At 68.3% G+C, this 18,717-nt stretch carries 20 protein-coding genes; 9 read left to right on the top strand and 11 right to left on the bottom strand.

Annotated features, from left to right (window positions below):
- Positions 1–45: 45 nt before the first annotated feature.
- Both ACWGI2_RS32405 and ACWGI2_RS32400 read right to left on the bottom strand, forming a co-directional pair.
- Positions 46–456, bottom strand: coding sequence for an STAS domain-containing protein (locus ACWGI2_RS32405; protein ID WP_453699249.1), 411 nt, complete (start codon positions 454–456; stop codon positions 46–48).
- Positions 456–1,235, bottom strand: coding sequence for an STAS domain-containing protein (locus ACWGI2_RS32400; RefSeq protein WP_453699248.1), 780 nt, complete (start codon positions 1,233–1,235; stop codon positions 456–458). The genes ACWGI2_RS32405 and ACWGI2_RS32400 overlap by 1 nt, the downstream gene beginning before the upstream one ends.
- A 662-nt stretch (positions 1,236–1,897) precedes the next feature.
- Here ACWGI2_RS32400 and ACWGI2_RS32395 point away from each other — a divergent pair.
- Positions 1,898–2,077: a hypothetical protein gene (locus ACWGI2_RS32395; RefSeq protein WP_453401527.1), complete on the top strand. Its 180-nt coding sequence runs from the start codon at positions 1,898–1,900 to the stop codon at positions 2,075–2,077.
- Positions 2,078–2,558: 481 nt separating this feature from the next.
- On the opposite strand, the gene ACWGI2_RS32390 is transcribed toward ACWGI2_RS32395, so the two are convergent.
- Complete coding sequence (locus ACWGI2_RS32390) at positions 2,559–2,981, bottom strand: DUF6003 family protein (protein ID WP_453699460.1); 423 nt, start codon at positions 2,979–2,981, stop codon at positions 2,559–2,561.
- A gap of 304 nt (positions 2,982–3,285) precedes the next feature.
- Between ACWGI2_RS32390 and ACWGI2_RS32385 the strand changes: the two genes are divergently transcribed.
- The gene (locus ACWGI2_RS32385) at positions 3,286–3,699 is read left to right on the top strand and encodes an ATP-binding protein (protein ID WP_453699247.1); all 414 of its coding nucleotides are present in this window, start codon (positions 3,286–3,288) and stop codon (positions 3,697–3,699) included.
- Between the two features lie 408 nt (positions 3,700–4,107).
- Here ACWGI2_RS32385 and ACWGI2_RS32380 read toward each other — a convergent pair whose 3' ends face one another.
- Positions 4,108–4,524, bottom strand: coding sequence for an ATP-binding protein (locus tag ACWGI2_RS32380; RefSeq protein WP_453699245.1), 417 nt, complete (start codon positions 4,522–4,524; stop codon positions 4,108–4,110).
- Positions 4,525–4,939: 415 nt separating this feature from the next.
- Here ACWGI2_RS32380 and ACWGI2_RS32375 point away from each other — a divergent pair, with 415 nt between their 5' ends.
- Positions 4,940–7,027 (top strand): SpoIIE family protein phosphatase, encoded by a 2,088-nt coding sequence (locus tag ACWGI2_RS32375; RefSeq protein WP_453699244.1) that lies wholly within the window; start codon positions 4,940–4,942, stop codon positions 7,025–7,027.
- A 7-nt stretch (positions 7,028–7,034) separates the two neighbouring features.
- On the opposite strand, the gene ACWGI2_RS32370 is transcribed toward ACWGI2_RS32375, so the two are convergent.
- The 5 genes from ACWGI2_RS32370 to ACWGI2_RS32350 all read right to left on the bottom strand — a co-directional run bounded on the left by ACWGI2_RS32370 (position 7,035) and on the right by ACWGI2_RS32350 (position 10,506).
- Positions 7,035–7,403 (bottom strand): SH3 domain-containing protein, encoded by a 369-nt coding sequence (locus tag ACWGI2_RS32370; RefSeq protein WP_453401522.1) that lies wholly within the window; start codon positions 7,401–7,403, stop codon positions 7,035–7,037.
- Between the two features lie 211 nt (positions 7,404–7,614).
- The gene (locus ACWGI2_RS32365) at positions 7,615–8,043 is read right to left on the bottom strand and encodes a VOC family protein (protein ID WP_453699242.1); all 429 of its coding nucleotides are present in this window, start codon (positions 8,041–8,043) and stop codon (positions 7,615–7,617) included.
- Between the two features lie 154 nt (positions 8,044–8,197).
- On the bottom strand, positions 8,198–8,746 hold the full coding sequence (locus ACWGI2_RS32360; RefSeq protein ID WP_453699240.1) for a response regulator transcription factor: 549 nt from the start codon (positions 8,744–8,746) through the stop codon (positions 8,198–8,200).
- The gene (locus tag ACWGI2_RS32355) at positions 8,743–9,888 is read right to left on the bottom strand and encodes a sensor histidine kinase (RefSeq protein ID WP_453699239.1); all 1,146 of its coding nucleotides are present in this window, start codon (positions 9,886–9,888) and stop codon (positions 8,743–8,745) included. The genes ACWGI2_RS32360 and ACWGI2_RS32355 overlap by 4 nt, the downstream gene beginning before the upstream one ends.
- A 426-nt stretch (positions 9,889–10,314) precedes the next feature.
- Positions 10,315–10,506 carry a hypothetical protein gene (locus ACWGI2_RS32350; protein WP_453699474.1) on the bottom strand — a complete coding sequence of 64 codons (192 nt, stop codon included), beginning with the start codon at positions 10,504–10,506 and terminating at the stop codon, positions 10,315–10,317.
- On the opposite strand from ACWGI2_RS32350, the gene ACWGI2_RS32345 reads away from it, so the two are divergent.
- Complete coding sequence (locus ACWGI2_RS32345; protein ID WP_453699459.1) at positions 10,441–10,605, top strand: alpha/beta hydrolase; 165 nt, start codon at positions 10,441–10,443, stop codon at positions 10,603–10,605. The genes ACWGI2_RS32350 and ACWGI2_RS32345 overlap by 66 nt on opposite strands.
- A 76-nt stretch (positions 10,606–10,681) precedes the next feature.
- Here the strand turns inward: ACWGI2_RS32345 and ACWGI2_RS32340 are convergent, their stop codons facing one another.
- Complete coding sequence (locus tag ACWGI2_RS32340; RefSeq protein WP_453699458.1) at positions 10,682–11,557, bottom strand: GntR family transcriptional regulator; 876 nt, start codon at positions 11,555–11,557, stop codon at positions 10,682–10,684.
- A gap of 208 nt (positions 11,558–11,765) precedes the next feature.
- On the opposite strand from ACWGI2_RS32340, the gene ACWGI2_RS32335 reads away from it, so the two are divergent.
- The 5 genes from ACWGI2_RS32335 (at position 11,766) to ACWGI2_RS32315 (ending at position 17,950) form a co-directional block, all read left to right on the top strand.
- Positions 11,766–13,034, top strand: a complete 1,269-nt coding sequence (locus ACWGI2_RS32335; protein ID WP_453699237.1) for an extracellular solute-binding protein — start codon at positions 11,766–11,768, stop codon at positions 13,032–13,034.
- A gap of 62 nt (positions 13,035–13,096) precedes the next feature.
- Positions 13,097–14,053, top strand: coding sequence for a carbohydrate ABC transporter permease (locus tag ACWGI2_RS32330; protein ID WP_453699236.1), 957 nt, complete (start codon positions 13,097–13,099; stop codon positions 14,051–14,053).
- Positions 14,050–14,892, top strand: a complete 843-nt coding sequence (locus ACWGI2_RS32325; protein ID WP_453699235.1) for a carbohydrate ABC transporter permease — start codon at positions 14,050–14,052, stop codon at positions 14,890–14,892. The genes ACWGI2_RS32330 and ACWGI2_RS32325 overlap by 4 nt, the downstream gene beginning before the upstream one ends.
- A gap of 50 nt (positions 14,893–14,942) precedes the next feature.
- Positions 14,943–16,511 (top strand): beta-N-acetylhexosaminidase, encoded by a 1,569-nt coding sequence (locus ACWGI2_RS32320; protein WP_453699233.1) that lies wholly within the window; start codon positions 14,943–14,945, stop codon positions 16,509–16,511.
- Positions 16,508–17,950, top strand: coding sequence for a cellulose binding domain-containing protein (locus ACWGI2_RS32315; RefSeq protein WP_453699231.1), 1,443 nt, complete (start codon positions 16,508–16,510; stop codon positions 17,948–17,950). The genes ACWGI2_RS32320 and ACWGI2_RS32315 overlap by 4 nt, the downstream gene beginning before the upstream one ends.
- A gap of 114 nt (positions 17,951–18,064) precedes the next feature.
- Here the strand turns inward: ACWGI2_RS32315 and ACWGI2_RS32310 are convergent, their stop codons facing one another.
- A complete protein-coding gene (locus tag ACWGI2_RS32310; RefSeq protein WP_453699229.1) occupies positions 18,065–18,559 on the bottom strand; it encodes a hypothetical protein in 495 nt (164 codons plus the stop codon).
- Positions 18,560–18,717 lie beyond the last annotated feature (158 nt).

The following is an 18,717-nucleotide window of genomic DNA, read 5'->3' as shown; positions in this document are numbered from 1 at the left end:
GTGGCGGGGGAGTGGGCCTCGGCGCGGCCTGCCGCATCGGGGCTGCTAGCGAGTCGATTCACGTCGGGCCCCTTCAGGGGGCTGGGGGGCCTGGCACCAGCCGAGGGCGGCCATACCGCGCTCCGCATCCAACGCCGTCTCCACACCGACCAGTTCGATCCCCAGCTCGACCAAAGTGATGGCCACCGGAGGCCGCATACCGGCCACGATCACGCGAGCGCCCAGCAGCCGTGCCATGGTCGTCAGCTCCATCAGCGTCCGCGCCACAAAGGAGTCGATGATCTCAAGACGCGAGACATCGATGAGCACGCCTCGGATGCTCTCTGCCGAAATGCGTTCGGTGAGCTCATCGGTGAAGGCAAGAGCAGCCTGGTCGTCGATTTCGTTGAGCAACCCGGTGACCAGCACATAGCCGAGCCGCAGAATGGGAACACCGGTGCTCGGGCGGCCCTCCATCAACGTGCCGCTCGCAGCGACTCGGGCACAGCGCCGCCCGTGAGCTTGATGGCCTCTGAGAGGGCGTCGGCGAGGGTGGCTCGCGTAAGGATCTTCGACAGGTCGATGCCCAACTGGGCGATGGTCTGCGCGATCGGCGGCCGGATGCCGCTGATGACGCAGTCCGCCCCCATCAGCCGCACCGCGTTGACAGTCTGCATCAGGTGCTGCGCGACGGCCGTGTCGACCGTCGGGACTCCGGTGATGTCGATGATGGCGACGAGCGCTTCGTGGTCCTGGATGGCCCGGAGCAGGCTCTCCATGACGACCTGGGTCCTGGCAGTGTCGAGCGTGCCGATCAGCGGGACAGCGAGCACCTGCTGCCACAGACGTACGACCGGCGTCGACAGCTCGAGCAACTGCCGGCTCTGCCTTCGGATGATCTCCTCCCTGCCCTCGACGTACGTGTCGAAGGACAGAGCGCCCGCCGCGTCCAGCAACTGGTTGATCAGCAATGCGGCGGAGAACAGTTCATCGGCCTCGTCGGTGTTCTGTTGCACAGCTTCGAGCACCGCTTCCTTGAGGGAGAGGACTGCAAGGGAGGTGGCGGTGGGCGTCGTGCCCACCCGAGCCCGGCGCAGCGAGAACTCGCTCACCGCCCGCTTCAGTTCGTCGTGGGAGTTCACGATCCTGCCGACGGGGAGCGCGCTGTCCATCCCCGCGATCAGAGCGGCGACCAACGCATCCGCCTCTTCCCGCAGTTCACGTTCGGTGATGCCGGCCCGGGCTCCTGCTGACACTGCTGGAGCTGCACCCAGCGATCAGCAACCTCGTCGGCACGTCCGTGCAGCGCCGTCGTCACGCGCTGCCGAACGACGGCCTCACTGCTGCTCACTCGTAAATCCCCTCGACGAAGCGGTCCCTGCACGGCGCTCGCCGCGCTGGACCGCCTGCTGCGTTGGATGTCAGGGGATACCTGACCATCCAACTGTTTCCATGTGGCAAATATAAGCATGCTGTCCGTGGCGTGGGGAAGTCCTGGTTGTGTTGTGGGGCGGGGTAGGCGCCCTGCGCGTGATGTTGCCGTCCGACGCCACGAGGCAGGCCCCCGCCCGCCTTTGGGGTGAGAGAGGGGGCGCGCCAGGGTCCTGTAGAAATGTTGCCAGAAGGCAACTGTCGCCCTATGGTGATTAGGCAGTGCGCGGGTGCAGGACGGCGATGCCCTCATGGGGAGGGCCCCCTTGAGCCCGAGAGTCCGCAAGAGCGGAATGAGCGCGCCGCGCAAGGCGCGCGCCGGTTCTCGATACCGCCGTTTCGGGGGTCAGTTGGCCACGCTCGCAGCGCAGTTGATGACACGGCCCCCCATCCGAAGATCGACCACTGCCGGACGCGCGGATCTGGTCGGTAGAGAGAGCAAGCCCAGCAGAACCTGTGAGGTCCTGCGTGATCCGAGAGTGACTTGGTGGAGGTTCCTGCTGGGCAGCGTGCGGCCATCGCAGAGATCGTGCAGGCGGTTCGTGAGGGTGAGCACTGGCGGGTCAGTGCCCTACTGGATCGGTTCGTGGTGGATGCGGACCTGCCCGCGCTCATAGCTCTGCGGGAGGCGCTGGCCGACGCGGTCTTCCGGCAGGGCGAGCCCTGAAGCCCTCCGTTGCCGTTCTCGGCTCCTGCGGGAGGGAGCCGAGGGGGCATCCCTGCTCAGAGGGTGGCAGTGGCCTGAGGTCCTCGCAGGCCGGGCGACCTGTTTAGGTCCTCCGTCTGAACAACCGCGGCATCGACTTCGGCGGTGAGCGCTTGCAGGTCCGGGACACCGCCTGCGCAGCCCGCCCCAGTCACCGGTGAACGGTCCGCGCGTCCCAGGGCCCACCGATAGGCCGCTGACACGCCACTGGAGAACTGAGAAGACGAGCCCCGGTCCGCCGCCGTGACGTCCAACTGCTTCTGTGTCAGCTCGACGTCGATGTAAGCCCTGGTGCCTACCAGCGGCTCCTCGTCTCGCCCGCTCTTCCCTTGAATGCTCATACCTGCACGTCTACCCTGCGCGCCTCGCGAGATGTCGCGTGCAGATGGCGTGTTGGCGTACAAGGGGCAGCGTGTGGTGATGCTCAGGCGAAGTCACACGGTCACACGGTCAGACGGCCGATGGCTTGAGGGTCGAGGCCGGTGAGGCGGGCGATGCGCGGTGCGGGAATGCCCGCGGCCAGCGCCCGGTGCACCAGGGCCTCCCAGTCCTGGGTCGTCTCCCGGAACTCCAGCAGTTCGCCCTCCATGTCCGTGACGGACTGGGGTGCGCACTCCTGCTGGACCCGCAGCGCCTCCTCCTCGCTCAACGGAACGGGCAGGCGCTCGGCGTCCTCGGGGATGAACGCCTCTGCTTCGGCGGGCAGGACCCGGACCAGTTCGGACGAGGCCGACACGTCGTGAGCCTGGAGCCAGCCGAGGACGGCAGGGGTTTCCGCGCACTCCAGGGCGCCGACGGCGGCCAGCGCCGTGCCCAGCCGGGGGTGCCGGTCAGGAAGGAGGAAGAGGTAAGCGTCGTCAGCCATCGCGGGGAAGTCGCCTTCTCGATCGGACATCAGCGGTGCAGTGATGCTAGCGCCCCGCGAGCGGCAGAGATCCCGCCTTCCCTGTGCCGTTGCCGTTGCCGCGGTGGCGGAACCGGCAACAAGATCCAAGGCGCCCCAGCACGCCTGTCGCGATAGACGCGTTTCGGCAGAGCCGCCAAGAGACTGGGCGGAATTGGACGAGAGGCGACGCAAGTTCCGTTCAAGTTCCCTCGGGTTTTACCGGGGCCCTATCGCGGGCAAGTGAGCAACTCGGACAGAGGCCATCCCGTACGAGGAGGGGCTTATGCGGACGAACTACCTGCGAACGGAAGCCGGAACGACGGACAGAGCAGTCCTCGACAAGCGGCCGGAAGCCGTCGCCCAAGCGCGCGACTTCGCCCGCGCCTTCATGAGCAAGCTTCAACCGGCCGTGGATGCACAGGACGCCGCGAGCGTCGAGCTCGCGGTATCCGAACTCGTCACCAACGCCGTGCGACACGCACGCGGGACCACGTGCTCCCTGCATCTGCAGGCCCAGCCGAAAAGCATCGCAGTCGTGGTCGCCGACGCCGATCCTCGACCGCCGCGAGAGCGGGTGCCCGACTTCACTGGCGACACCGGCGGATTCGGCTGGCCCATGGTTCAGTATCTGGCCAAGGCGGTCACTGTATCCACGGGGGCCAGCGGCAAATCCGTTCGGGCGGTCATGCCTCGATAGCGGCCCGCGGACCGCTGCGGATCTCACGTCATATGCCAGTTCACCTGACTCGCCTTGGTGTGCGATGACCGACCGAACTGTCGAGAGGCTCTAGTTGATGGAGGCCGGGATGGTGGACGCGTATTTCACGACTGAACAGTGCCCCGTATGTGGTCGCCACACCGACGGTCTCTCGAACCGATTTGCCTGCACCGTCTGCGACACGGTCTGGGCTTCCGGAGACTCTGATTCGATCGTCACGCTGGGCCCCACAGGCGGTGGCATATTTGGTGGCACGGGGGATACCACCGCCTCGTGACGTTGGCGCGGCCTCGGTGATCAGCTGCGGTCTTCGGCGCCGGCGCTGGCTATCGCTCGCTTGGCCGCACTGCTTCCGCCGCCTGCGCACCCGTTGGGAACCTGCGCTTCCTAGCGGGGGAGTTGGGCACGGATGGTCTTGCCTGTGCCGGGTGTGAGTGTGACGGTCAGCTCGGTGGTGAGGCTGCCGACCATGTGCCAGCCGAAGCCGCCGCTGCCGTCGATCAGGTCAGGTGTGCGCACCCGCGGGCGTACCGGACTGGGGTCACTGACCTCAGCGGTCATCGCGTCTGTGGTGGCAGAGAGTTTGAGGGTGTAGCGGCCGCCGCCGTGACGCAACGCGTTGGTGACGAGCTCGGAAACCACCAGGACGAGGGTGTCGGCCGTAGCGGGATCCGGGGCCGGGATGAGGTCATTGGCGAAGGCGAGAGCGGCCTCGCGGGCCCAGCGGACGCTGTCGGTGCTATTGCCCCGCACCACGGTCGGTGCGGAAGGCGTCGAGGCGATGGTGATCTTCGTGCCGTTCATGCGCGTTCACCCCACCTGTATCGGTTGGGCAGCTTTGCCGTGCGTGGTCATGTGCCCCCATCTCTCGCCACCACACCGCCCTACTCGTTCGGATGAAGCTTTCGATGCGCCTTGACATCAGAACATGTATAGCGCGGAGCATAGAAAAACTATCGTGATGGGAGTAGATATGTGAGGCCGCGAGGAGCTGTGTCTTGCCCGTAGCCAGAAAGTCAGAAGGGCGCGGCAGACCTCCGCGGCAGCAGGGATCACGCGTGTACGGCGCTGTCATCGCCTCGCACGCAGCCTCGGTTCCGTAGGCGATCAGACGATCAGGCGATCAGAGCTGGGCTGGGGTACTGAGCAGTTTGGGCGGACCATGGAAGAAGCCGGTCACAGCCGACGCGGCATCCGGGGAGCGAAGGGAGGGCTGGGAATGGGCCAGACTCAAGCTCGGCGATCAGCCTCCGGGCAGTCGAGGGCCAGGCCGGACCCGCCCAGTGGCCTGATCGACTTGCTGCGTATCGCGGCGGTGGTCCTGGACGCCGAGGGCCGTATCGTGCTGTGGAGCCCGCAGGCCGAGCAGCTGTTCGGCTACACGGCGGGCGAAGCGCTGGGCCGGTACGCGGCTCGCCTGATGGTCCACGAAGATGATCTGGATCTTGTCAGCCAGCTGTTCGCCGAGGTCATGGCCAGTGGCGAGAGCTGGGCGGGGGTCTTCCCCGTCCGGCACAGAGATGGCTCCAGCCGGATGGTCGAGTTCCGCAACATGCGCCTGGAAGACGACCGGGGGGACCTGTACGCGCTGGGGCTGGCCAGCGATCAGGCCACCTTGCGCGCCGTAGAGCGGGACCTGGCGCTGTCCGACCGGCTCGTTGCCCAGTCGCCCATCGGACTGGCCGTCCTCGACACCGACCTGCGCTACGTCGCTGTCAACCCCGCACTGGAGCGGATCAACGGCGTCTCTGCCGAGGAACACCTCGGCCGCCGCATCGGCGACGTTCTGCCCACCCTGGATGTCGACGCGGTCGAGGCCGCCATGCGCCAAGTCCTCTCCACCGGTGTTCCGATCGTCGACCAGGCCAGCAGCGGCCGCACCCCGGCCGACCCGGACAACGATCACGCATGGTCCACGTCGTACTACCGGCTGGAAGCCTCGGACGGACACGTGCTGGGCATCGCCGTCTCACTCGTGGACACCACCGAACGCCACCGAGCGTCCCTGGAAGCCGACCGTGCGCGGCGCCGGCTGGCGCTCATCGCAGATGCCTCCGTCCGCATCGGCACCACCCTCGACCTCTACCAGACCGCCCATGAACTCGCCGACCTCACTGTCCCCGACCTCGCCGATGTCGCCGCCGTCGACATCCTGGACTCCGTCCTGGAAGGCAGCCCAGCGACAGTCAGCCATGGTGGCCCTACGGTCTTCCGGGCGCTGGCCCTGACCGCCGCCCACCCCAGCCCGGCCGTCGACGCCGCAGACCGCCCCGGCAGCATCGCCGCGTACGCTCAGGACCGCCTGGTCACACAGTGCGTCCGCACCGGTCGGCCCGTCCTCCTCCCGTACGTCGACGCCGACGACCTGCCGCAGATCGCCCGCAGCGCCCAGGCAGCGTCCCTCCTGCACAACGCCGGAGTTCACTCCTACCTCGCCGTACCGCTGATCGCCCGTGGCGAGGTGATCGGCGCCCTGGACCTCAAACGCACCCGTAACCCCTGCCCCTTCGACCACGACGACGCCGTGCTGGCGGGGGAGTTGGCCGTGCGCGCGGCCGTCAGCATCGACAACGCCCGCTGGTTCCAGAGCGTCCGCAACACCGCCATCACTCTCCAGCGCAGTCTGCTGCCGGCTCCTCCACCACCCTTGGTCGGACTGGAGGTGGCCTCCCGTTACCAGCCCGCCAGGTCCGCCAGCGAAGTGGGCGGTGACTGGTTCGACGTCATCCCCCTCGCCCATGACAGGACCGCGCTGGTCGTGGGCGATGTGATGGGCCACGGCATCGACGCCGCCGCGACCATGGGACGCCTGCGCACCGCAACCTGCGCCTTCGCCGAACTCGACTTGGGCCCTGCCCAGGTGCTCCACCACCTGGACAAGATCACCAGCGGACTGGAGCACTACATCGCCACCTGCACCTACGCCGTCTACGACCCTCATCGCCAGCTGTGCCACTTCGCCAACGCCGGGCACATGCCCCCGGTCCTCATCCGCAGCGGCAAGCCCGCCGAAGTGATCGACCTGCCCACCGGCGCGCCCCTGGGTGTCGGCGGCGTCCCGTTCCGCACCACCACCCTCGACCTCGGTCCCGGTGACCGGCTCCTCCTCTACACCGACGGTCTCGTCGAAACCCGCGACGAGGACATCGACACCCGGCTGGAGAAGCTGCTCACCCACCTCGACGCCATCCCCGACATGTCACTGGAGGAGACCTGCGACCGGCTCCTGACCGTCCAGCGGCATCCCGGCGGCCACGACGACGTCGCCCTGCTCATCGCGGCGGTCCGGGACACCCCTACTGACTGACAAGCTGTCAACTGCTGAGCACGGGGCGCAGGGTGTGTGCGTAAGCGCCGCTGATCCAGCCTCGTCGCCCTTCCAACTGGTACCAGGTACGGGTGTTGCCGATTCTCTGGCCCGCTTGGCTGCGGCTGACGGCGATGACCGTGCACGGCGGAAGATGGCCCAGTACACGGCTGCGGGTCGTGGGGTGCTCGCGAATACGCAGGTGTACGCGCGCGGTCTGCACCCAGCCGCTGTTGGCATCGGCATCCACCTTTGCGCGTGGGCAGCCGGCCGACGCACGGTCGACGCCTCCAGCAACGGCAGGTCCGGTGGAAATGCTGCCCAGGCCCAGGAGCGAGGCAATCAGCAGGGAGAGAAACAGGCTTGATCTCGGCACGTCGGGATTCCTTGGCATGAGACGTCGCGGCGCCTCACCCTTGCTGAAACGTTTTCTGGCAAGCCAGCTGCGTCACCCTCCAGGGTGGGGCGTGTACTTCGATCTGCTGAAGAGAGCGCCTTCCGGCTGACGCACAGATACCGTCGGCGCACTGTCGGGCCCTCACACCGCTCTGCGGGACCTCACCGAACGAAGGCGCATTCGCGGCTGCTCAGTCGATACAGAATTCGTTGCCCTCGATGTCCAGCATCGGGATGCACGAATCAGTGCCGTCATACAGAGTGCGCACGTGTACTGCCCCGAGCGGGACCAGGCGTGCGCATTCGGCCTCGAGTGCGGCGAGGCGCTCTTCACCGACGAGTCCGGTGCCGACCCGCACGTCAAGATGCAGCCGGTTCTTGGCGGCCTTCCCTTCGGGAACGCGCTGAAAGTACAGCCGCGGGCCCTCCCCTGAGGGGTCGACGCATGCGAACCATGAATCCTGCTGCTCAGGTGGCTGGGAGTGCTTGAAGTCGTCCCACGTGGCAAACCCCTGCGGTGGCGGCGGTACGACGTAGCCCAACACCTCGCACCAGAAACGGGCGAGGCGTTCAGGTTCCGCGCAGTCGAAGGTGACTTGGAACTTCTTGATCGACGCCATCGGCCCACCGTATTGGCATGTGCTGCTCAGTGACACCCCAGGGTGAGATCGTGAGTCGCTGCGCAGGTAAGCGAGTCCACGTAGTTGCCCTCGGCCTGCGTGGTGGTGTGGCGATCACGCGAGCTGTGTTGCGCGTCAGCCGATGAACCCCGCGTCAGCCGGTGAACCCCGGCACCACCAGATCTGATTCGTACGCGATCACCACGGCGTGGGTCCGGTTCTGCGCACCGAGCTTGGTCAGCACGTTCCCGACGTGTGTCTTCACCGTCTCCAGGCTCACCATGAGCGACAGCGCGATCTCCGGGTTGGACAGCCCCGTAGCCATCGACCGCAGCACCTCCTCCTCCCGTTCCGTCAGTGCCGCCTTCGGCAACGCCTCGGCACCGTCCAGCGGGCGGGCGGCGACCATCCGGCGCAGGGCTGCCGGGAAGAGGATCATCACGACCTTCGGCGGTCCGGCCGACTCGGCGAGCAACTGCCGGGTGACCTTGATGCCGTCGCACCGTGGCATCCGTACATCCATCAGGACCACGTCCGGCCGCAGCCGCCGCACCTCCTCGACGGCCTCGACGCCGTCGGCTGCCTCCCCGACCACCGCGATCCCCGGCTGCGCCGAGAGCAAGGTGCGCAGACCGCTGCGGGTCACCGCGGGCGCTGAGCCGGCGCCGCTCATGACGGATGAGTCCGTCTCGGAGCCGGTCATGCCGACACCCGTACCGGCAGCCGGACCGCCAACCGCCAGTGCCGCGGCCCGTCCGGGCCGACCTCGATCTCACCGTGCAGCAGCCGCACGCGCTCGGCAAGACCGGGCAGGCCGTGTCCGGACGTCCGGAAGACACCCGCGCCCGTACGCTCGCCCGCGCTCGCCCCATTGACCACGCCGAGCTCAAGGCGGTCCGGCGCGACCTCCACCCGGACCCCGATCGGACCGCCCGTCCCGTGCCGCAACGCGTTCGTCAGCCCTTCCTGCAGAATCCGGTACGCGGCCCGGGAGAGCGTCCCCTGCACCTGTGCCGGCTCGCCCGACAGCTCCACCTCAAGGACCGCGCCCGCGTGCCGCAACCGGTCAAGCAGCTCGGGCAGGTCGGCCAGGGTCCGGGTCGGCGCCGTCTCCGCCTTCTCCTCGCGCAGTACGCCCAGTACGTAATCCAGGTCCTCCAGCGCGGCCCTGGCCGACTCCTCGATGCTGCGCAGGGCGGCCCGCGCCGCCCCCGGGTCGGCGGAGAGCACCTCGCTCGCCACCGCCGCCTGGATCGTGGTCGCGGTCAGCGTGTGCCCGATCGAGTCGTGCAACTCGTGGGCCAGCTTGTTGCGTTCGGCAAGACGCTGCTCCCTCTCGGCGATCAGCGCGAGCTGCTCGGCCGACGAAGGCCCCAAGAGCCTCGGCGCCAGCCACCGCAGCACGCTCGTCAGCAGCACGCACACGACCGCCGCAAGGAGCAGGCAGCCGAGTGCCACAGCCCAGCTCTGCCATCCGCCGTCGGACCGCAGCGACAGGCCGAACAGACTCAGCCCGGCTTCGGCGTCGAGCCATCCCCCGGGGAGGGCAATCCCCATGAGGACCAGCACACCGCTCGTCAGCGCCCCCGCCCACCCCAGCGCTACGTGCAGCAGCAGCCAGAGGGGAGTCCGCCAACGGCCGGCGCCGGATGGCTCGGTGGGGGCCGGCAACGGCACCTGCACCCTCAGAAGTTGGCGGGCGAACGGGATCAGCGCCCGCCGCGTGGTGCGGGCAAGACCGAGCGAGCCGATCAGCGCTGCCCAGACCAGGAGGACCAGGACGGCCTGCACTCCATAGGGAGCGGATGGCCACGCCAGTGTCGGCAGCAGTGCGAAAGGCACCATTGGAAGGCTCACCAACACGCCGCAACAGGCGAACAGCATGCCCGAATACGTGGAGCCGCGCAGCAGCGGCCGGAATCCCCTGATCATAATCGCCCCAGTAGGCGACCGAGCCCGCCTTCTCGCGGTGGAGCGCATGGGCCGCCCGGCGGCACGCGACGTACCACCTGGGCCGCACCCCGGCCGAGCTGAAGCGGGCGGCCGGGGGCGGGAAGCCGGACCCGTCCGCCACACCTTGGTCGACCCCGACCACGGCCTCTTCGAGGTTCGCCCGTGACGTCGTTCCCCCGGACAACGAGGCCGCGAGTGCCTGGGCTGTCCTGTGCGCCGACACCCGCGCATCGTGGCCGCGCGATCCCGAGCGGTACCGCGGTGACGCCGTCCGCGACAGGGCCCGGTATCCGCTGTACGGCGACTTCGCGTCCACCATCAAGCCGAGCCGTGTGCCTTCTGGACCCCGGGCAGCGAGCCCGCGACCACGGTGGACAACAGCAGCAGAGTGCTGATCGTGCAGAACGAGTGGGACTCCAGACGCCCCTGGCCGGCGCCCTGGCCATGCACCGGGCCCTGCGAGGCTCCCGTATGGTCACCGTTGCCGGAGGAGAGGGACACATCGTCCACGGCGCCAACTCCTGCGCGGACAGGAGCGCCACGGTTTACCTGACCACGGGCAGGCTCCCGGCCAAGGACCTGACCTGCCGAGCGTCTGCCGGGCAGTAGGCGGGATCCCGCATGCTTCCGGGCCCGTTTCCCGGGGACGCACGGCCGCTTGTCGACCTGTTCAGATGCCCTGCGTTCAGATGTCCTGCACATCGCCGTGGGTCGAGGAGGCGACCGTGTCCCGGTGGGCGAAGTCGCCCGGTGGGATGCCGGGGTGGTGGCTGGCCGGCTGTTCCGGCGCGGGTGCGGTCGCGGCCGGGCCGAGGGTGAGCCGGGAGACGATGCGGTAGCGGTCGCCGCGGTACAGCGAGTGGACGTACTCGACCGGGATGCCGGAATGGTCCGAGGTGAGCCGCTCGACCAGCAGAGCGGGGGAGAGCTCGGGCACTTCGAGCACCTCGGCCTCGGCCCGGGTCACCACCGTCGGCTCGATGGTCTGGGTCGCTTCGCGGACATGAACGTCGTGATGTGCGCTCAAGTGCTCGTACAGATCGCCGCTCTCCAGTTCCTGCGCGGAGAGGCCGGGCACCAGATCGGCGCGGATGTGCAGGTGCTCGATGGCCATCGGGGCGCCGTCGACGAGCCGCAGCCTGGCTACGTAGACGATGCGGGCTGCGGGGGAGAGATGCAGCTTGCGGCCGACGCGGGCGCCGGCCTGGATGGTGGTGAACTCCAGGAGCCGGCTGGACCAGGCGCCCCCCGCGCGCGGCACCTTCAGCCCGTGCGCGGGCGAGATCAGTTCCTGGGTGATCTTCTCCGGCGCGACGAACATGCCACGCCCGTGTTCGCGAACCAGAACGCCCGCGGCGACCAGTTCGTCGACGGCCGCGCGCAGGGTGGGGCGCGAGACGCCCAGGTCCGCGCAGAGCGCGCGCTCGGAGGGGATGGGATCACCGGGGCGCTGTGACTCGATGAGCTGCAGGAGGTGGTCACGGACCCGTTCCCGCTTGAGCACCGCTCCTGAGGAGCGCCGCCCGACCCCCGCCTTTGCTGTCCCGCCCGCGTCGTTCACGTCGGTGGCCACCGCCCGCCCTCTCCTGCCGTACAACCAGCTGTCTGACCAGTTGACCACGAAAGCGGGGTGATCGACAGCCAAATCCTTAACTCCCCTGGTTGCGGCGGGGGTTGACGCATGCATTGGTCTATGCCAGCTTTCTCCCTCACCAGAGGTCACCTGACCAGTTGGCTAGTGGTCAGGTCCGGCATCCCAGAGGTGAACCGTGAAGTTCCGTTTACTTGCCGGTGTGTCCGCGCTCATCGCGGTCGCCGGGCTCAGTGCATGTTCGTCCGGCTCCGGTGACGGGGAGTCCGCCGGCGGTGGGAAGACCGCGATCGATGTGTGGCTGATGCGCGACAGCGTCTCGTCCGCCTTCCAGAAGGACTTCGAGAAGGGCTTCGAAGCCGCGCACCCGGACATCGACGTACGCATCCAGATCCAGGAGTGGGACGGCATCGGTGAGAAGGTCACCGCCGCGCTGGCCAGCAACGACGCCCCCGACGTCATCGAGACGGGCAACACCCAGGTCGCCCAGTTCGCGCAGAGCGGCGGTCTGCTGGACCTGAGTGACAAGGTCGACGACCTCGGCGGCGACGCCTGGCTCAAGGGGCTCGCCGAGCCGGGAGCCTGGCAGGGCAAGCAGTACGGCATCCCGTACTACGCGGCGAACCGCGTCGTCATCTACCGCAAGGACCTCTTCCAGAAGGCCGGTGTCGACGCCGCCGCGCTCAAGACTCGCGACCAGTGGGTGGCCGCGACGAAGAAGCTCAACAAGGGCTCACAGCAAGGCATTTACCTGCCCGGGCAGAACTGGTACACCTACGCCGGGTTCGTCTGGGACGAGGGCGGCGACCTCGCCACCAAGTCGGACGGCACCTGGAAGGGCTCGCTGGACAGCCCCGAGGCGCTGCGCGCCATGGCCTTCTACAAGAAGCTGCAGGCCCTCGGCAAGGGCCCGAAGGACTCCGACGAGGCGCAGCCGCCGCAGGCCGAGGTCATGGCCAAGGGCCAGATCGCACAGATCATCAGCACGCCGGGCGGAGCCAACGTCATCACCCAGAACAACCCCGAACTCAAGGACAAGCTGGGCTTCTTCCCGATCCCGGGCAAGACGGCGGACACCCCGGGTGCGGTCTTCACGGGCGGCTCCGACCTGGTCATCCCGACGGTGTCGCAGCACCACGACGCCGCGTACACCTTCGTCAAGGAACTGACCGGCGACACATGGCAGAAGAAGCTCGCCGTCGCCATGAGCTACGTGCCCAACAAGACCACGCTCGCCGGCGCGGTCTCCGACGACCCGGGCGCCTCCGCCATGGCGGTCGGAGCGGCCGTCGGCCACGCGACGCCGAACACGCCGGGCTGGGCCGCCGTCGAGGCCAAGAACCCCATCAAGGACTACCTGACGGCCGTCCTCACCGGAGGCGATCCGAATCGCGAGGCCACCGAGGCGTCCGACGCCATCACCGACGCAATGAAGTCCGGCTCCTGACCCGCCCGTTGGCCCACGCACTGAGAATCCGAACCGAGGATCCGCACCGAGAGGAGTGCGCCGTGACGATCACCCGTGAGCGGGCAGTGTCCCGACCGCCTCGGCGTACGCCGACCACCGCTCCACGCGCCACAATGCCCCGCATCTGGCCGTACCTGCTCGTGGCGCCCGCCGTCCTCGGGATGCTGTACCTGCTCGTCTACCCGCTGGCGCGGGCCGTCCTGATCTCCTTCCAGGACTTCGGTCTGCGCCAACTCATCCTCGGCGAGGCGCACTTCACCGGCTTCGACAACTACACGGCACTGCTGTCCGACCCGCGGTTCTGGGCCGTGGTGCGGCGCACCTTCCTCTTCATGGCCGTCAACGTCGCACTGATCATGGTCCTGTCGACACTCGTGGCGCTGATGGTGGAGCGGCTCGGGCGGTTCGGCCGCACGGCCGTGCTCAGCGCGCTCGTGCTCACCTGGGCGATGCCCGTGGTCGCGGCGACCACCGTGTTCCAGTGGCTCTTCCACTCCGAGTTCGGGATCGTCAACCACACCCTGACCGGCCTCGGCTTCAGCGGGTTCGAAGGCTATCCGTGGCTGGCCCACGGAACGGCGGCGTTCGCCATCCTCGTCACCCTGGTCGTGTGGCAGTCGGTGCCGTTCGCCGCCATCACGCTGTACTCGGCGCTGACCACCGTGCCCAACGAGCTCTACGAGGCCGCGCGCATCGACGGTGCGTCCGGGTTCCGGATCTTCCACTCCGTCACCCTGCCGATCGTACGGCCGATCTTCATGCTCGTGCTCTCCCTCGAAGTCATCTGGACGTTCAAGGCGTTCGTGCAGATCTGGGTGATGACCCGCGGGGGCCCCGGCGACGCCACGACGATCCTGCCGGTCTACGCCGTGCAGACCGCACTGGCCCAGCAGCGCTACGACCTCGGATCGGCCGCGTCGATGCTGACCGTGCTGCTCATGTCCGGCGTCCTTGTCGCCTACTTCCGCCAGATGTTCCGACAGGAGAACGAGCTGTGACGACCTCGCACGTACGCGCACTGCGCCGCCTGCCGCTCAACATCGCCGCAACCGTGACGGTCGTCGTCTGCCTCTTCCCCGTCTACTGGATGGTCACCACCGCCTTCAAACCGTCACGTGACATCCAGTCCGACAACCCTCAACTGCTCCCGCAGAGCTGGACGTTCGACCACTTCCGGCGGGCCGTCGACGCGGACGGATTCGCCCTGTTCTGGCGCAACAGCGTGCTCGTCACCCTGGCTGCCGTCGCCCTCGCCCTGCTCGTCGCGCTCGGCGCCTCGTTCGCGGTGGCCCGGATGCGCTGGCGCGGACGCCGTCAGTTCATGCTCATGGTGTTCATCGCGCAGATGGCACCGTGGGAGTCCCTGATCATCCCCGTCTACATCATCTCCCGGGACACCGGGATGCTCGACCGGCTGCCGACACTGACCCTCGTCTACTTCATGATGACGCTTCCCTTCACCGTGGTCGTGCTGCGCGGATTCATCGCGACGATCCCGGCGGAGCTCGAGGAGTCGGCCCAGGTCGACGGCTGCACCCGGTTCGGCGCGTTCCGGCATGTGGCGTTCCCGCTGCTCGCGCCCGGTCTCATGGCGACGTCGCTGTTCGGCTACATCACGGCGTGGAACGAGTTCGCCTACGCCAACTTCCTGATCATCAAGCAGCAGGACCACCGGACGCTTCCGGTGTGGCTGTCCTCGTTCCACAACACGTTCGGCACCGACTGGGGCGCCACCATGGCCGCCTCGACCCTGTTCGCGCTGCCCGCGCTGGCGATCTTCCTGCTGCTGCAGCGACACGTGACATCCGGGTTCGCCGCCGGCGCCGTCAAGGGCTGACCCGCCACCGCGCCCGTCCCGCATCCCCACGCCCGCACCGGAGGTCCGCCGTGCCCGCGTCCCGCCCCGCACTCGTACCCGCTCCCACCCAACTGACTTGCCGCCCAGGCCACTTCACCCTCGACCGGGACACCTCGCTTCGCATCACACCGGGCGCCGAACCCGCCGCCGGCTTGCTGCGCAGCCTCATGGCACCCGCCACCGGACTCCCGCTCCCCGCCGCTCCCGACGGGCCGTTCGTCCTCGCGCACGACCCAGGTCTCAGCGGTCTCGGCACGGAAGGCTACGGCCTGACGATCTCGCCCGACGCCGTGCTGCTGCGAGCCGCCCACCCCACCGGCCTGCTGCGCGGCATCCAGACGATACGGCAGCTGCTCCCCGCCCAGGCCCTGGCGAACGGTCCGCGGCCGGGCGTGCCCTGGCAACTGCCCTGCGTCGAGATCACCGACGTACCGCGGCGCGCCTGGCGCGGCTTCATGCTCGACGTGGCACGCCACTTCCAGCCCGCGTCGTTCCTGCGCCGCTACGTCGATCTGCTGGCCCTGCACAAACTGAACGTGCTGCATCTGCACCTCACCGACGACCAGGGCTGGCGCCTGCCGGTCGCCGACTATCCGCTGCTGACCGAGGTGGGCGGACGGCGTGCACAGTCGATGGTGGGCCCCGCCGGGTCCGAGGTCTTCGACGGGATCCCGCACCAAGGGGCCTACACAGGCAGGGAATTGTGCGACCTGGTCACCTACGCCGCCGCCCGCGGCGTCACGATCGTGCCCGAAGTGGAGATGCCCGGCCACACCCGCGCGGCCCTGGCCGCCTACCCCGAACTCGGCACAGTCCCGGGCCGCCGGCTCGACGTGTGGACCCGCTGGGGCGTGTGCGACACGGTCCTCGGCGTCCACGAGCCCGTCCTCGACTTCTGCCGCACCGTACTCGACACCGTCCTGGACATCTTCCCCTCCCCGCATGTGCACGTCGGCGGTGACGAATGCCCCATGACCGAGTGGGCCACAAACCCTGCCGCCCGGCAGCGCATCGAGGCCGAAGGCCTTTCAGGACCAGGCGAGTTACGAGGCTGGTTCCTCGGCCGGATGGGCGCCCACCTTCTGGAGCGCGGCCGGATCCCGACCGCGTGGGCCGAGACGGGGGAGGGCCTGCCGCCCGAGTTCACCGTCATGACCTGGCGCGATCCCGAGCACACCCGCATCGCCCTCAAACGCGGCCACAACGTGGTCAGCAGCCACCACAGCGCCACGTACTTCGACTACGCCCAGTCCACATCCCCGGCTGAACCGCTCGCACAGCCCGGCACCGTGGTCGATCTGCGGACCGTCCACGACCACGACCCACCCGCGGGCTCCACCACCGAAGGCGGCGAACTCCTCGGCGTACAAGCCCAGTTGTGGACCGAGTTCGCCCCCACCGCCGGCCACGTCGACTACCTGGCCTTCCCGCGGCTCGCCGCGCTCGCCGACCGAGCGTGGCACGGCGCCTCGCCCTGGCCCCAGGCACGCGCACGCCTGATCGCACACGGCGCCAGGCTCGCCGCACTCGGCGTGCGGCACGGACCGTTCGACCCGTACGTCCCCGTCCCCCACCGTTTCGGAGAGGAATCGAGATGAGTCCTGCACGAAAGCACTCACGCACCGCGCTCACGAGATCGGCACGCTACGCTCTCGCCGCCCTGCTGGGCTGCACAAGTCTCGCCGCGCTGCCCGGCACCGAGGCAGGCGCCGCCTCGGGCTCTGCCGCGGGTGACGTGTCGGTGCAGTACCACACCGGATCCACCGGCAGCGACCAGGCCGAACCGTGGCTGAAGGTGAAGAACACCGGCACGTCCGCCGTGGCACTCAGCGGCGTGAAGCTGCGCTACTACTTCAAGGCCGACTCCGCGAGCGCCACCTATCGCTTCGCCTGTTCGTGGGCCGTGAAGGGCTGCGGCAACATCACCGGTACCTTCGGCACGCTCGCTCACCCGACCGCCACCGCCGACCGCTACCTGGAGATCGGCTTCACGTCGGGCGCCGGTTCTCTCGCCGCCGGGGCTGACAGCGGCGACCTCCAGCTCCGCTTCCACCGCTCCGACTGGCAGTCGCTGAACCAGAGCGATGACTACTCCTTCGGCGCCGCGCAGAACTCGTACGCGAACTGGACGAAGGTCACCGCCCAGCTGGACGGAGCGACGGTCTGGGGCACCGCCCCCGAAGGCAAAGACCCCACGGACCCGACGGATCCCACCGACCCGCCCGGCTCTGGGGCGAGCCTCTTCGACGACTTCAACTACACGAAGTACGACGACCCGGCCATCTCAGCCCACGGCTGGAACGTGCGCTCCAACTCCGGAGGCCCCGGGGTGCCGGGCGCGACCTGGGCGCCGCAGAACGTCACGTTCTCCGCCTCCGGCGGTAACTCCGTGATGAACCTGGAGACGTCGACGGCGGGCACGGGCGCTAGCACCAAGCAGACCGAAGTGCTCACCAAGGCAATGAAGTTCAAGAACGGGACGTACGCGGCGCGCGTGAAGTTCAGCGACGCGCCGAAGAGCGGTCCGGACGGGGACCACCTGGTGCAGACGTTCTTCACCATCAACGACCTCAAGGCGCCGATGGCGGACGACTACGCCGAGTACGACTTCGAGTACCTGCCCAACGGAGGCTGGGGCGAGCCGTCGAACATCCTGTACACGACGTCCTGGGAGACCTACAACCCTGACCCCTGGCAGGCAGTCAACCAGCACACCGAGAGCCGGCAGAGTTACGCGGGCTGGCACGACCTGGTCGTGACGATCGACAACAACTCCATCAAGTACTACGTCGACGGGCAGCCGTTCGGCACGCACGACGCCGCGTATCTGCCGGAGCGGCCCATGTCGATCAACTTCAACCAGTGGCTGATCGACCTTGCCGGACAGACCAGCACGAGTCCGCGCGCGTACGACCAGCAGGTGGACTACGTCCTGCACGTCAAGGATCAGGTCCTGACCCCCGCACAGGTGGCCGCCAAGGTGGCCGCGTACCGCAGCGCGGGTACCGCCTTCGAGGACACGGTGCCCTCCTCGTGAGGTGAAGGACCGGACGCGAACGGCCGGTGCCCCGCACACCCGTATCGGCGTGCGGGCACCGGCACGCGGCGCTGCACTTTGGCGACTTGACGTGGTGGGTCTATGAGGCAGAAGTCAGATCCGTCCATGCGTCAGCCGAGTCAGCGGTCCGCCCTGGATCTTCGCTGTCCGGCGCCCGGCGGTGAAGGAAAGACCGGCCACACTGACCATACCCGCGGCAGCACCTGCGGCGATGGCCTTGCGGTTCTTCACCAGGGTCCAGCCGGCGACTGCCGTTGAAGCGACCTTTCCGGTGGCCGATGCGACCGTCTTGCCGCCACTCTCGATGCCTGCGGCTGCCGCCTGCTTCGCGCGCTGTGTCGCGACACCGAAGGAACGCACACCACTACCGGCGGCGTCGGCTGCCTCCTCGGCGGATCCCTTGGCCTTGTCGGCAGCCTCAGCCGACTCCTGCTTGGCCTCAGCCGCTTCCTGCTTGGCCTTCTGTGCAGTGGTGTTCACCTTGTGCGCCCCTGTATTCGCAGTGGACCGCCCCTTGGCGGCTGCCGTCTTCGTGCTGTGCCGAGTCTTTCCGGCGCTGTCATCAGAGGTTCTTCTCTCGTCAGCCATGCAGTCCGTGTTGCCACACAACGCCATGTGAAACGCGTGGCGTTCAGCTGCCGACGTGAGACTGAAGCGGGCGCGCTGCCTCCTGCGCGCCCCCGGGCTCCCCTGAGGAGGACTGAAATGGCCGTGTGGACATCGCCAGGGCCTGTTAACGTCTCGCG

Source organism: Streptomyces sp. NPDC054866 (assembly GCF_053610745.1).
This window is presented reverse-complemented; position numbering and strand designations above follow the sequence as displayed.